At 74.4% G+C, this 14,388-nt stretch carries 11 protein-coding genes; 4 read left to right on the plus strand and 7 right to left on the minus strand.

The features are described 5' to 3' along the window. Position 1: 1 nt before the first annotated feature. The 7 genes from GD748_RS01825 to GD748_RS01855 all read right to left on the minus strand — a co-directional run bounded on the left by GD748_RS01825 (position 2) and on the right by GD748_RS01855 (position 6,814). A complete protein-coding gene (locus GD748_RS01825; protein WP_152193495.1) occupies positions 2-595 on the minus strand; it encodes a TasA family protein in 594 nt (197 codons plus the stop codon). A gap of 93 nt (positions 596-688) precedes the next feature. Continuing rightward, positions 689-1,294, minus strand: a complete 606-nt coding sequence (locus tag GD748_RS01830) for an alternate-type signal peptide domain-containing protein (RefSeq protein WP_152193496.1) — start codon at positions 1,292-1,294, stop codon at positions 689-691. 145 nt (positions 1,295-1,439) lie between these two features. Continuing rightward, the gene (locus GD748_RS01835) at positions 1,440-2,651 is read right to left on the minus strand and encodes a GGDEF domain-containing protein (protein ID WP_152193497.1); all 1,212 of its coding nucleotides are present in this window, start codon (positions 2,649-2,651) and stop codon (positions 1,440-1,442) included. Beyond that, a complete protein-coding gene (locus tag GD748_RS01840) occupies positions 2,648-4,378 on the minus strand; it encodes a sensor histidine kinase (RefSeq protein ID WP_152193498.1) in 1,731 nt (576 codons plus the stop codon). Before GD748_RS01840 ends, GD748_RS01835 begins: the two co-directional genes overlap by 4 nt. 145 nt (positions 4,379-4,523) lie before the next feature. Continuing rightward, positions 4,524-4,913 (minus strand): hypothetical protein, encoded by a 390-nt coding sequence (locus GD748_RS01845; protein WP_152193499.1) that lies wholly within the window; start codon positions 4,911-4,913, stop codon positions 4,524-4,526. Between the two features lie 454 nt (positions 4,914-5,367). Beyond that, positions 5,368-6,360 carry a DUF3027 domain-containing protein gene (locus tag GD748_RS01850; RefSeq protein ID WP_152193500.1) on the minus strand — a complete coding sequence of 331 codons (993 nt, stop codon included), beginning with the start codon at positions 6,358-6,360 and terminating at the stop codon, positions 5,368-5,370. 79 nt (positions 6,361-6,439) lie between these two features. Continuing rightward, the gene (locus GD748_RS01855) at positions 6,440-6,814 is read right to left on the minus strand and encodes a cold-shock protein (RefSeq protein ID WP_152193501.1); all 375 of its coding nucleotides are present in this window, start codon (positions 6,812-6,814) and stop codon (positions 6,440-6,442) included. A 256-nt stretch (positions 6,815-7,070) separates the two neighbouring features. Between GD748_RS01855 and GD748_RS01860 the strand changes: the two genes are divergently transcribed. The 4 genes from GD748_RS01860 (at position 7,071) to GD748_RS01875 (ending at position 14,083) form a co-directional block, all read left to right on the plus strand. Then, entirely contained in the window at positions 7,071-8,201 is a 1,131-nt protein-coding gene (locus GD748_RS01860) for a hypothetical protein (protein WP_152193502.1), read from the plus strand. Positions 8,202-8,323: 122 nt separating this feature from the next. Beyond that, entirely contained in the window at positions 8,324-10,927 is a 2,604-nt protein-coding gene (locus tag GD748_RS01865; RefSeq protein ID WP_152193503.1) for a helicase-associated domain-containing protein, read from the plus strand. Between the two features lie 217 nt (positions 10,928-11,144). Beyond that, positions 11,145-13,604 carry a molybdopterin oxidoreductase family protein gene (locus GD748_RS01870; protein WP_152193504.1) on the plus strand — a complete coding sequence of 820 codons (2,460 nt, stop codon included), beginning with the start codon at positions 11,145-11,147 and terminating at the stop codon, positions 13,602-13,604. Continuing rightward, a complete protein-coding gene (locus GD748_RS01875; protein ID WP_152193505.1) occupies positions 13,601-14,083 on the plus strand; it encodes a hypothetical protein in 483 nt (160 codons plus the stop codon). Before GD748_RS01870 ends, GD748_RS01875 begins: the two co-directional genes overlap by 4 nt. Positions 14,084-14,388: the final 305 nt, after the last annotated feature.

Genomic DNA, 14,388 nt, shown 5'->3' on the forward strand with positions numbered 1-14,388 from the left:
CTCACGCCTCCTGGGTGAGGGACCAGCGGACTGCGCCGGCGGTGGAGCGGCCCTGGAGCGCGGTGCCCCAGGCCGCGCCGTCCGGCGCCGTCGCGGGAAGGGTCGTCTCGATCGTCGCGGTCACCGTCGCGCCGTGATCGGCCTCCGTGACCGACCATGGCCCGCCGGCCGGCGCCTGCCGCACCGAGCCGCTCGGGCCGCGCATCTCGACGTCGACGACGAGGTCGCGGCGCAGCACCTCCGCGAGCTCCGGCGCCTGTGTCCCGAAGAGGCCGTCGAGGTCGAGCAGGAGGGTCGCCGCCAGGCTCGTTCCCCGCGCCCGGACCGTGACCTCCGTCGTGATGCGCAGGGTGTCGCCGGCGACGAGCGGTGCGTCCCCCGGGAGGGTCGCGGGGGCCGACCCGTCGGCGCTCGGCCTGATGACGGCGATCGTGGTGCTGCCGGCATCCAGGCCGAGCTCGCCGGCGGCGACCCGGCCGGCGTGGGTCTCGGTGTCCGACCAGGCGGCATAGGTTCCCGCGCCACCGCCGAGCAGCCCGATCGCCAGCACACCGGCGACGCAGGCACGCACGAGGTGCCCGGGGACGACGCGCACGTCAGCTCCTCTGGTGGTCGGTGCCCGGGTCGCCCTGGCTCGGGGGCGACCGGACGGGCTCTGGGTCGTGGCCTGGTCGGTGCGGTGCGGTGCCTACTGCTGCGTGAGGTTCTGCTCGAGCACGAGGCCGGTGTTCTCGAAGCTGATCCACTCACCCTGGCCGCCCTGCCCCTCCCGGTCCGGGAAGGTCACGGTCGCGCTGATGTCGATGGTGCCGGTGACCGGCTCGTCGATGTGCATGATCTCCGCGTCGGAGGCGTTCACGGTCCTGCCGCCGACGACGACGTCTCCCGCGTCGTTCTTCAGGCCGCTGATCGAGAACGTGGCCACGAGGTCGTCCCTGAGGTCACCGTGCTCGCCACCACCCGTGATAGTGCCGAGCTGCGTCCTCAGGGTGGCGTCGATGTTGTCGCCGGTCGCCGTGAGCGTGACGGTGTCGGAGTAGGTCAGGACGTCGCCCGGGACGATGGTGAAGGAGTCGACGGAAGCTGCGGAGCCGACGCCGTTCAGGGTCCAGGTGCCGCCCGCGGACTCCAGGCTCAGCTCGCCGGCCCGGATGGCGCCCGCACGCATCTCCGAGTCCTGCCAGGCGGCGAACGAGGCGCCGCCGCCGGCGAGCAGGACGATGCCTCCGATCCCGGCGGCGATGGCCTTGGTCTTGCGGCTGCGGGCGACGTGGGCAGAGGCGTGAGTGGGCATGGGTGTCCTTCGAGACGATCGCGGTGGGGTGCCGGCGATCCGTCGCCGCTGCCTGGGCGAGTCCTTCGCCCGGCACCGACGCCCATCGTGGCGTGCCGACCTCAACCTCGGCCCAGGCCGACCTTCAGGTCACCTCAAGATCACCTCAAGACTGCACGTCAGGGCCGTCCGCACCGGGCGATCTGTCCGTTCTGTCGGACTCGCCGGCCACGAGCACCCGGTTCCCGCCCGCGCCGAGCGCCGCCTGCGAGGTCCGCCGGGCGGAGTCGCAGAGCGCCTCGAGGGCGTAGCCGTCCGTCCGGTCCGTGGCGATGCCGACGCTCGCCGTGAGCCGGAGCCGGCTGCCGGGCACGTCCAGCGGGGTGTCGATGAGCTCCTTGCGCACCTGCGTCGCCCAGGCCTGCGCATCCGCCGCGCTGTACCCGGGCAGCAGCACCTGGAACGCCTGCCCGTCGAGCTCGTCGCGCCCGATCAGGGCACGCGGTGGCAGCAGCATCTGCGTGATCTCGCCGGCCGTCACCAGCGCCTGGTCGGCGAACTCGCGGCCGAAGGCCACCGCGATCTGCCCCACGCCCTCCGGCGCGATCGCCACCAGCGCGACCGGCCGACCGCTCGCCGCGGCGTCCCGCAGCTGCTCGTGCGCGCGAGGCTGGAACGAGACGCCGGTGCGGGCACCGGTCATCGGGTCGAAGTTGCGGGCGGCGTCCTGGCGGTCACGCGCGTACCTGCCCCGCAGCACCACCATCGAGAACGCGGCCCCGTTGACGAGCAGCACCACCACGACCGTGGTGACCTCGGTGCCGAGGTACAGCCGGAAGGCGGCCGACTCCGGTCCCGCGACGAGGTAGACGACGGCGCGTACCGCGTAGAACACCCCGGCGGTGATCAGCACGACGGCGAGGAGGACCGCGGCGCGCAGGCGCACCGCACCGCCGCGCACGAGTGCCGCACCTCCGAGCAGGCCGCCGGCCGCGGTGCCGAGCAGGACCACGATGCCGCCCGCCCACGGTCCGCCGTCGGGCCCCTGCACGACGGTGGCGAGCAGCGCCACGACGGCTGCCGCGAGCGAGACCTCGACCAGCGGACGGCGTCCCAGGTGTGCCCGCACACCGCTCCACATCGCGAACGTGGTCAGCACGCTCGCGCCGTTGCCCACCGCGTTGGCCCACCACAGCGCCGGGTCGATCGTGGCGGCCAGGTAGGCGACGCCGGTCGCCACGGCGGCGAGGAAGGCCATAGACCACAGCCGGTCGACCGTGTCACCGTCGCGCGCCCACACCTCGGAGAGGAACACCACCGAGCTGGTGAGGACGACGACGGCGGCGACCGCCTGCACGGTCGTCAGGTCCAGGATCATGCCTCCGCCACCTCCGTGGGCAGGACGATCTCGACGGTCGTGCCGACGCCTAGCGTGCTGGCCAGCTCGATGCGGCCGCCGTGCCGCTCGACGATCAGCTGCGAGATGTGCAGCCCGAGCCCGATGCCGGCGACCGGGCCCTGGCGCACGGTCTCGGCGCGGTAGAACCGGGAGAACAGCTTCTCCTGGTCGGCCTCGGCGATGCCGATGCCGCGGTCCGCGACGACCAGCCGCACCGACGTCGCGTCGCGCTCGAGGCTGAGAGTGACCGTCCCGCCGGGCAGCGAGTACTTGATGGCGTTCGAGACCAGGTTGTCCACCACCTGGGTCAGGCGGGTCCGGTCGCCCCCGATCACGCAGGACGTCGCGACGTGGTTCCTCAGGGTGACCTCTGCGGCGTCCGCGCGCGGGAGCTGGTTCTGGACCGCCTCGGCCACCACCTCGCTCAGGTCCAGCGCGGCGCGCACGAGCTGCACGGGTGCGGAGCGGGCCTCCGCGGCCGTGAGCAGGTCGGCGATCAGCCGCTCGAGCCGCTCGGAGTTGCGCTCGACCACCTGCAGATGGCTGCGCACGGGCCCGGGCAGGTGCGGATCGTCGAGAGCGAGCTCGAGGTAGCCGAGCATCGACGTCAGCGGGGAACGGAGCTCGTGCGAGACGGAGGAGACGAAGTCCTCGCGCTGGGCCAGCGCCGCCATCTCGTCGGTGAGGTCCTGGTAGGCGACCACGGCGCCCGCCCAGGCACCGTCGTCGTCCCGCAGGCCGGCGCCGGAGATGCGGAACGCCCGGCGGGTGCCGTCGCCCTGGTCCCACCAGGTGAGCTCGCGCTCGAGCGCCTCGCCGCGGCTGACGCGCACCAGGGGCGAGCCCTCGGTGCCCAGCGGCGTGGTGCCGTCGGCCGCGTACCCGTCGACTCCGCCGTGGACGGTCACGTGGTCGCCGATCTTGAGCCGGCTGCCGACCACGGCGGCGTGCGCACGGTTGATCGTGGTGATGCGGCCGTCGGCGTCGAGGGTGACCACGCCGACGTCGATGGTGTTGAGGATCCCCTCCAGGATGCGCTGCTGGCGGCGGGCGTCGCTCAAGGCTTCCTCGACCAACGCGCTCTGGCGTCCCAGCAGGTCCCGGCGTGCGGTGGAACGACGTTCGGCAAGATGGACGTAGAGGCCGACGGCGGCCAGGACCGCCGGCATCAGGAACAGGCGCTGCACCTCGAGCGGCTCGAAGCCCGTGGGGTCCAGGAGGTCGGACCCCCACGCGGCGGCACCGCCCGCCAGGACGGCCAGCACCAGTCCCCGGGCGCCGAAGGAGGACGCCATCCAGAGCACCGGCAGCACGAGCAGCGAGCTGGAGCGGAACCCGGACTCCCCGAGGAAGGCGATCGCGACCATGTCCAGCAGCGGGACCAGCGCGACCCAGGGCCGGGGCATGCGGCGCCACGGCACGATGATCGACAGGGCGGTCGCGGCCAGAGCCAGGATCAGGCCGGTGAAGAAGTGGTCGTCGCTCAGCAGGAGCGCGTCGAAGACCGCGACGCCCACCACGATCACCAGCATCACCGAGGCGAACGGCAGCTGGCGCAGGAAGACGCTCAGGTGGCCGCCGGCGGCACGCGGAGCGGCCACGCGGCGTGAGCGGTCGGCCGGGCGTGCCGGCACAGCGCGCGTGGCGGGCGGCTCGGCCGGCGCCACGGGACTGCTGCGCTCACCCGTGGGTCTGCCCGGCGACATGGGCCAAGGATATCGGGACGGCGGTCGTCCGCGGGCGTGCGCGGCCGGTCGGCCGTGGCCGGGAGCGTGGCGCTGGGGGCGAAGTGGCGTCGTCGTTGGAGGCTCGGGCCGTCAGCCTCAGGCAGTGAGGCTCTAGCCGTGAGGCTCAGGCCCTGGCGTGGCCGAGCGTGCGCGGCGCCACCCGCTCCCGGGGTGCCCGGAGCTCCGCTGCCAGGGCCTCCGCGGTGCCGACCGCGAGCATCCTGATCTGCGGGAGCGCTGCACGGGCGGGTGCGACGTCCCCGGCGCGCAGCGCGGGCACGATCGCGCCGGCCTGCTCCGACAGCGCCCCGGCCCCCACCATGGCGCTCGCCGTGGCGAGCCCGAGGGAGACGGTGAGCGCCCGCTCGGCGTCGGCCCGTTCGAGGGCGCGCGAGAGGTGGACGAGCCGGCGGTCCAGCATCTCGAGGTAGCGTCGGGCGAACTGCCTCGCGTGGGCGTGCCCGATCTCCTGCCCGAGGGTGCGCAGCACCCGCGTCCGGACCAGTGCGTCCATACGTCGACTCCTCCCCGCCGTGCAGGTTCCCCAGCCCACCAGCGCACCAGCGTGCTGGTGCTGCGCCCCGGGGGTGATCGGGGGGTGAATCGCGCGGCTCCCACCCAGGGGTGGGCGGGTGAGGGCCCGGTCGAGCTGCCGGGGAAGGGTCTGTCCGTCCGGGGTCCGCCCGGTGCGGCATCTGTCCAGGCGGCGCGTTCCCGGAGAGGCAGCGCCGAGACCACCCCGCCCAGGGGAGGCGGCGCCGAGGTCGCCCGCGTCAGCGGCGTCGTTCGGCGGCGTGCTCAGAGCGGCGGAGACCACCCGTCGCAGGGCGTTGCGGTACGAGGTCGCCCGCGTCGGCAAGCGGCGGCGTGCCTGGGCCGCAGCGCCGAGCCCCCTCTCCGCAGGGGGTGGTGGCGCTGAGGTCGCCCGCGTCAGCGGGCGGCGGCGTCCTCGGGGCTACGAGCCGCCGTCAGCGGTCGGGCCGGTCGACGTCGGACACGGCGTCGGCCGTGGACTCCGACTCGCCCTCCGCGGCGAGCTCGCCGGGCACGTCGGGCACGTCCGGCTCGCTGGCCACGTCCGTCTCGCCGGGTACATCCCGCTCACGGGACGCATCCGGTTCGCCGGGCTCCCGCGCGGTGATCCCGCGGCTCGGCGCTGCGCCGTCGACCACCGACGGCAGCACCGGGCGTGCCTCGATCACCTCGAGGTCACGCTCGTCGACCACCGGCCGGGAGGACTGCCACAACGGCGCCGGCTCGGGCGCCTGCGTCTCGGAGTGCGCGCCGCAGCCGTGGTCCATCGAGACGACGCGACCGTCGTCGGGCGACCACTCGTTCGCGCAGACGCCGAAGACGGTGCGCGGCGAACCCGCGAGCTTCATGAAGAAGCCACAGGTCGAGCAGGGCGCGGCAGCGGCCCGGGCGGCCGGGGCCTGCGGACCCCGGTCGCCGTCGTACCAGCGGGTCAGCGCCTGGGCACGTCCCTCGGCGGAGAGCACGCGCGCACGACCGAGCCCGAGCTCGAAGATCGCCAGCTCGTCGGCGTCCTCGCCGGTGGCCTCGTAGCCCTGCTCGAGGCGCTCGTCGTCCTCGACGTAAGGCAGCACGTCGGTCGGGCCGACGTCCTCGGGTCGGAGGCGCTCGGACCACGGCACCCACTGCGGGGCGAGGAGCGCGCCGTCACCGGGCAGGAGCTCGGCCTCGCACACGGTGGCAGTGCGTCCGCGCGGCGGCCGGGCGACCGTGACCGCCCAGTGCCAGCCCTTGTAGCCAGGAACGAGCGACTCGAAGACGTGGGTGAGCAGCCGTTCGCCCTCGACCACGACGCCCCGGTGGTCGCCGACCTGGCCGGGCAGCGCGAGCTCCTCGGCGGCGGCACGGGCGAGGTCGACCGCACCGGCGAGGATCGCTTCCTTGGCAGGACGTGCGGTCGCGCGGGGGGTCTTCGTGGCAGGAGGCACGGGATCCAGTCTAGAGGTTGGCCGCGACGCACGAGGGCACCGTCCGCCTGGACGGCGCCCCCGCGGGACGGTGGGGAGATCAGGCGTCGAAGGAGTCCGCGACGACCCGCAGGACCTGGGCGAGCTGGCGGCCGTTCTCGGGGTAGCGGCCGCGGTGCAAGGAGTTCGACGCGCGGTCCAGCGCCTTGATGAGGTCCTCGACGATCGGCACCATGTCCTCCGCCGGGCGACGGTGCGCCTTGGCGACCGACGGCGGCTCCTCCAGCACCGTCACCGACAGGGCCGAGGGGCCGCGGCGGCCGTCCGCGACGCCGAAGTCCAGCTTGGCGCCGGGCTTGGGGACCACACCGTGCGGCAGCGCGGAGGCGTGCAGGAACACCTCGCCGCCGTCGTCGGCGGCGATGAAGCCGAAACCCTTGTCGGCGTCGTACCACTTGACCTTGCCGGTAGGCACGGGACAGACCTCAGTTCTACTCACGTGACGAAGGCGCCGGCTCACCGGCGCCACTTCTGCTCTCAAGAGTACCGGTCGCAGCGGCCGACAGCGGCGAGATTCTCCCGACGGCGGACGTGAGCTTCGCGCGGACCGTCGCGTCTTCCTCGGCGGTCGGGTGGGTAGTTCTCCCCTGCCAGGCGGTCGCGTCCGGGACCGCCCGTGCGAGAGGGTCGGGGAACCGTGCGCACCGCACGGCAGTGAACCCGGAGAGCCGATGCCCGACGTCCCGCCGATGATCCGCCAGCAGCAGATCCTGTCCGAGATCTCCCGGTGGGCCGCCGGCCAGGGGACGCCCGGATGGGACCAGATGCAGGTGCATCTCACCGCGCGGGGTCGCGCCTGGGACGTCGGGTTCGTCGTCCGGCACGGGACCCGGTCGACCGGCTGGGTGGGTCCCGTCGAGCCCGGCGGACCGCTCCAGGCGGACGCGGACGAGCTGCGGCAGGTGACCTACCGGCACCCGGTGGGGGCGCCGCAGTCGGCGATCGTCACACTCGGCGCCACCGGCTGGCCGGACCCCCGGATCTCGATGGACGCCTCGTTCAACTACGACGACGAGCCGCACTACGTCGTGGACGACCAGCCCCGGGTGAGTGCCGAGGACCTCGTCGACGACTACTCGCGGTTCCCCAGGACCCGTGCGGCGACGCCGGCCTGGGTGCTCGAGCGAGTACAGAGCGCCGGTCTGCGGCTGCCGTTCGTCGAAGAGCCGGCTCCGCCGGCCCCGGACTGGTCGGCGGGGACGGCCGAGGATGCCGCGGCCACGGTCGGCTCGCAGACCGACGAGACCGTGCCGGCCAGGGAGGAGCAGACGCTGCCGTCCGCGGAGAGAGCGGCGCTCACGGAGCGGCCGGCCGACATCGACCTGCTCGTCGACCGTGACGGCATCCCGCCCAGCGATGGCCGTCGTCCGCACCAGCGCCGCGGCCGCATCGACGGTCGAGCGTCCTGGCGCGACATCCTCGTGAGCATCGGGACACCGCTGGTGCTCGTGGACGGCGCCGGCGTGTGGGTCGTCGTGCGGCGCGCGGCGGGGTTCGCGGACGTAGTGGTGGGCGTCGTCGAGCAGACTGCCATCACGACGCAGGGCCTCCCGGAGGTCAGCGTGCATCCCGTCAGCGGGCACGACCCGTGGGAGCTGGCCGATGCCGACGCACACCTGGAGCTCCACTACCTCTCGGTACCAGGGCCGGTCGAGGAGGTGCTCGAAGCGGCGCACGACGGGCACGTCTGGCAGAGACCCGCCACCCGCGGCGTCGCACCCGACAACGCGGCGGTCCGCGCGGCACTGGCCGCACACGAGATCTCGCGCGACCAGCGCGGTCTCGAGACCCCGCGGGCCTGACCGAGCACGTCCCCGGGGTGGCGCCACACTACGCTCGCTCTTGGCACTGCCTCGCCACCGCGCGAGGAACCGGCCGAGCGCCCCAGGTGATCGCCGCACCCGCCCGCCGTAAGGTGGTGCGGATGACTACGGACGGGGTGGCGCAGCGGCGTGCGGAGCGCTCCCGCGGCACGTCTGGCCGCCCTGCCGCCCATGACGCCGGGCGCGGCCGCGGCGTCGTCCACCGCACCGCGCAGCACTCGAGGGTGGCGACGACGGCGGCGCTGGTCGCCGAGCTGACCGGCCGGGACGACGCCGCGCTCGCCCGGCTGCTGGCCGCCCGTCCGGACCTCGCCACACCTGCCCCCTCGTCGCTCACCGGCCTGGCGGCGCGCGCGTCCGCCCGGCCCAGCGTGGAGCGGGCGCTTAGCACGATGGACACGGTCGAGATCGCCGTCGCCGAGGCCGTGGCGGCCCTCGCACCCGTCAGGGCGGTGACTGCGGCCGCACTGGGCAAGGCCGTCGGGGTCGACGCCGGACCGGCCCTGTCCCGCCTGCGGGAGCTCGCGCTCGTGGTCGACGGCGAGCCGGTCGCCGCCCTCGTGGAGGCGCTCGGGCCGCACCCGGTCGGTCTCGGACCGACGCTCGCCGACCTCGACGCTGCCGGCGCCCACGCGACGACGCCACCGGCACCGACCTCGGGCGACGTCGTCACCCGAGGGCGCGCCGCGACGAGCACTGCCCCCACCCCGACGGACACGGCAGAGACCACGACGACGGGCCCGGGCGGCACCACGACGACGGACGCGGCCGGCACCGCGACGAGCACCGTCACGGCGCCGCCGACGACGGCCGGGGCCCTGCGCCGGACGATGAAGGAGGCACCCCCGTCCGCCGTCGGCACCCTGGACGCACTGACGTGGGGACCGCCGGTCGGCACGGTGAGTGCCGGCGCACCGCCCGAGGGAGCCGCCTGGCTGCTGGAGCACGGGCTGCTGCGCCGCCTCTCCCCCACCCAGCTCGTGCTGCCCAGGGAGGTCGCGCTGGCCGCCCGCGGCGGGCGCACGCACCGATCCGCCCCTGAGCCGCCGACAGTCGACGACCTGCGACGCATCCCCGCCGTGGTCGTCGCCGCCGAGGGCGCCCGGGCGGCGGAGGAGATCGTGCGACTGGTCGCCGCGCTGCTCCGGACCTGGCAGCACGAGCCCGCGACCGTGCTGCGCGCCGGCGGGGTCGGGGTGCGTGAGCTGCGCCGCACCGCCGCCGCCCTCGAGGTGGACGAGACCCGGGCAGCGCTGGTCGCCGAGCTCGCCGCCATGGCCGGGCTGCTCAGCCAGGACGGCGACGAGCAGGTGGTCTGGACGCCCGCGCGGACGGCCGACGACTGGCTCGCCGACCCGCTGCCGCTGCGGTGGACGCAGCTCGCGCGGGCCTGGGCAGCGACGCCGCGCACCCCGTGGCTCATCGGTACCCGCAGCGACCACGGCTCTGCCCTGAGCGCCGCGCTGGAACCCACGCTCGAACGCGGCTGGGCGCTCGAGCTGCGCCGGCGCATCCTGGCGACGCTGACCACGGTGCCCGCGGGCCGGGCCGCGAGCGCCGCACAGGTGCACGAGCTCCTCGTCTGGGACCGGCCGCGCGCGACCGCCCCGGCGTCGACCGTCACCGCGGTCCTCACCGAGGCCGAGACCCTGGGCATCACCGGCGCGGGAGCGCTGACGGCGGCGGGCCGCACGCTCGCCGGGGGCGGGTCCGAGGACGAGATCGCGGCGGCTCTCGAGGCGGCGCTGCCCGACCCGGTCGGCGACCTGCTCGTCCAGGGCGACCTCACCGCCGTCGTCCCCGGGCGGCCGCTGCCGGAGCTGGCCGCGCTGCTGACGCTGTGCACCGAGGTGGAGTCCCGCGGCTCGGCGCTGACCGTGCGGTTCACGCCCGAGTCGGTGCGCCGTGCGCTCGACGCCGGCGTCGGCGCGACCGAGCTCCTCGACGCGCTCGCCGGCTACTCCCGGACACCTCTGCCCCAGGCGCTGGAGTACCTGGTGCGCGACGCGGCACGGCGCCACGGACAGGTGCGAGTCGGTGCGGCAGGCGCCTACCTGCGCGTGGACGACGGCGCGCTGGCGACCGAGCTGACCGGCAACCCGGCCCTCGCCTCGTTGGGCCTGCGGACGATCGCACCGACCGTCCTCGTCTCGCCGGCTCCGCCCGGCGAGGTGCTCGACGTGCTGCGCGAGGCGGGGCTGGCCCCGGTGCTCGAGGGTCCCGACGGCGTCGTGGTGCTGGACGGGTTCGACGGCGGTCCCGTGCCAGCTCGCGGCGCCGGTGCGGCACGACCGTCCCGCGGCATCGGCAGGCGGGGTCACCGGGTGCCACGCGGGCTGCCCACCTATCCCGGCGCGTCGGCCGGCACCTACGCCCGGGTGCTCGACGACGCCCACCTGGGCGACGTCGTGGCCCGCCTGCGTGCTGGTGAGGAGCAGGCGCGCCGCGACGCCGAGCGCCGCGCGGACGGCGCCCCCGCCGCCACCGACCCGGTCCACGCCCTGACGATCCTTCGCGAGGCCGCGGGCACCGGGGAGACGCTCGAGATCGTCGTCGTCGGCGCCCGTGGCACCCCCGAACGGCGCCGCGTGCGCGCGCTCAGCGTCGACGGCGGCCGGGTGCGCATGGCGGACGCCGACCGCGAGACCGAGATGACCGTCGCGATCCACCGGATCTCCGCCGTCGCCCCCTTGCCCGCCGACTGAACCGCCCGGCCCGCGGCACCCGTCCGCCGACCGGGCCGGCCTGTCGAGCCGCCACCGGCCGCCGCCGTCGCCGTCTAGCCGTCGAGCAGGGCGCCGGCCCGCCAGGTGTTGCGGCGAGCGGGTGGCGGGTGTTGCCTGGCCAGCAGTGCCGGCTCCCTCCAGGGCCGTCAGAGGCGGCTCCCGCCCGGGGTCGTCGCCAGGCATGAGGAGGTGCCGGATGACCGAGGTCGACCGGATCGCGGACGTGTGGGGCACCCGGACCCCGTACGCGCGCGGGCAGGAGTGGCCCGTCCGGGTGGATACGCATCTCGCCGAGGGCGTCGCGCCCGCGGACGTCGACCGCTGGGTGCAGTCCGCCTCGATCCTGCACTCGAACGGCGACGCGCTGGACATCGCCGTGCGGGGCGACCGGATGGTCGGGGTGCGCGGGCGCGCGGCGGACCGCGTGAACCACGGCCGTCTCGGCCCGAAGGACCTGTTCGGGTGGCAGGCGAACGCCTCGCCGGACCGGCTCACCCGCCCGCTCGTGCGGAAGAGGGGCAAGCTCGTCGAGGCGTCGTGGGAGGAGGCGATGGGCCGCGTCGTCGACCGGACGAAGGAGCTGCTCGAGGAGCAGGGGCCGAGCGCCCTCGGCTTCTACACAACCGGTCAGCTCTTCCTCGAGGAGTACTACACCCTCGGGGTCGTCGCCCACGGCGGGCTGGGGACGAACCACGTGGACGGGAACACCCGGCTCTGCACCGCCACGGCGGCCGCGGCCCTGAAGGAGTCCTTCGCGTGCGACGGGCAGCCCGGCTCGTACACGGACGTCGACCACGCCGACGTGATCGCCCTGTTCGGCCACAACATGGCCGAGACGCAGACGGTGCTGTGGGCGCGGGTGCTGGACCGTCTGGCGGGCCCGAACCCGCCCGCCGTCGTCTGCGTCGACCCCCGCCCCACGCCTGTCGCCCGCGCCGCCACCGTGCACCTGGCGCCGCGGCCGGGGACGAACGTCGCGCTGATGAACGGGCTCCTGCACGAGATCGTCGCCAACGACTGGGTGGACCACGACTACGTCGACGCCCACGCCGTCGGCTACGACGAGCTCGTGAAGCGGGTCGCGGACTACCCCCCGGAGAAGGTCGCCACGATCTGCGACGTGCCGGCGGCCGACCTGCGCGAGGCGGCCCGACTGATCGGCACCACCGAGCGGCTGATGTCGACGGTCCTGCAGGGCTTCTACCAGTCGCACCAGGCCACGGCGGCGGCCGTGCAGGTGAACAACATCCACATCCTCCGCGGCATGCTCGGCCGGCCAGGCTGCGGGCTGCTGCAGATGAACGGCCAGCCGACGGCGGAGAACACCCGCGAGGCCGGCGCCGACGGCGACCTGCCCGGGTTCCGGAACTGGTCCAACGACGCCCACGTGGCGGACCTGGCGCGGGTGTGGAACGTCGACCCTATGGACATCCCGCACTACTCCCCGCCGACGCACGTGATGCAGATGATGCGCTACGTCGAGGAGGGCTCGATCCGCCTGATGTGGGTCCAGGCCACCAACCCGGCGGTCTCCCTGCCCGAGCTGCACCGCATCCGCTCGATCCTCAGCCAGAAGAGACTCTTCCTGGTGGTGCAGGACATCTTCCTCTCGGAGACGGCGCAGCTCGCCGACGTCGTCCTGCCTGCCGCGACATGGGGCGAGAAGACCGGCACCTTCACCAACACCGACCGCACCGTCCACCTCTCCGAGAAGGCGGTCGAGCCGCCCGGCGAGGCGCGCCCCGACCTCGACATCTTCCTCGACTTCGCCCGTCGCATGGAGCTGACCGACAAGGACGGCGCCCCGCTCGTGAAGTGGTCGACGCCGGAGGAGGCGTTCGAGGCGTGGAAGGAGTGCAGCCGCGGCCGGCCCTGCGACTACACCGGCATCAGCTACGGCAGGCTCCGCGGCGGCAGCGGCATCCAGTGGCCGTGCACCGACGACGCCCCCGACGGCACCGAACGGCTCTATGGCGACGGACGCTTCTTCGCCGACCCGCAGTACTGCGAGAGCTACGGCCGCGACCTCGTCACCGGGGCACCGGTGGAGCCGACCGAGTACAAGGCCCTGAACCCGGAAGGCCGGGCGATCATCAAGGCCGCCGCGTACGTCCCGCCGCACGAGCTGCCCAGCCCGGACTACCCGCTCCAGCTCATCACCGGCCGCACGGTCTACCACTTCCATACCCGGACCAAGACCGGCCGCGCCCCACAGCTCCAGGCCGCCGCCCCCGAGGTCTGGGTGGAGGTCTCCGCCGGCGACGCCGAGCTGCTCGGCCTGCACGAGGGCGACCTCACCGAGATCACCACGCCTCGCGGCAGCGTGCGCGCGAGGGCTCGGGTCACCGGCATCCGCGACGGTGTCGCGTTCCTGCCGTTCCACTACGGCTACTGGGACCGCGGGAGCCACGAGCCCGACGGCCCAGGTCGGGCCGCCAACGAGCTCACCATCACCGAGTGGGACCCGGCGTCGAAGCAGCCGATCTTCAAGACGGCGGCCTGCCGGGTGTCCCTGGTCGAGGCCGGGGACGGCACGCCGTCGTCCGCCCCCACGACCACCGCCTCGGCACCTCTCGCGGACGACGTCCCGCCGACTCGCGGGGACGCGGGCTCCGGCGTCGAGGAAGAGCCGGCCACAACCGGAGGCACGCGATGAAGATCGGGCTCGCCCTCAAAGAGCTGCACCGCTCGGAGAACGACCTGGCCCACGAGCTGCTCCAGGTCGCCGATCGGCACAAGGCCGACCACGACATCTTCCACGTCGGCCGGGACCTCGCCGAGTGGTCGCAGCGCCACGTGCGCGAGATCGCCGAGATCGCCGCGGACTACGGCGAGAAGCTCGACCCGGACCCGAAGGGCGAGCTCACCGTCGTGGAGCGGGCGCTCGACAAGGGCAGCGAGCTGGCCGGCCGGGCCAGGACCCCCGGGCTGCTGCTGCTGCGGGACCTGCGCGAGCTCTACATGAAGGCCGCCGGGGTGTCGGTGGACTGGGAGCTGCTGGCCCAGGCGGCGCAGGGCATCAAGCACCGGGACCTGCTCGCTCTGTGCGAGCGGTGCCACCCCGACAACCTCCGCCAGATGCGGTGGGCCAACGCCAAGCTGAAGGAGTCCGCGACCCAGGTGCTGGTCAGCTGACCGCCTGACCGCTGACCGTGCTGGTGGTCAGTTGACCGCCTGACCGCTGACCGTGCTGATGGTCAGCTGACCTGACCGCTGACCGTGCTGGTGGTCCGCTGACCGCCTGACCGGTCCCGGGAGCCGGGCAGGAGACTCGGGCGCCGTTCTCGGCGCCCGTCGGAAGTGGTCAGAACGCCCGCCGCTCGCTCTCCCCGTACCCCGTGGCCGGATGTACGGGTTGAACCACCACCGACGACGCCGGTGACAGCCCGGATGCCGCCGGCATCCGTGTCTCCCCCGGCCAGCACCCCCGACCCTTGCGG

It is taken from the genome of Georgenia subflava (assembly GCF_009193155.1).
Taxonomy (GTDB): Bacteria; Actinomycetota; Actinomycetes; order Actinomycetales; family Actinomycetaceae; genus Georgenia; species Georgenia subflava.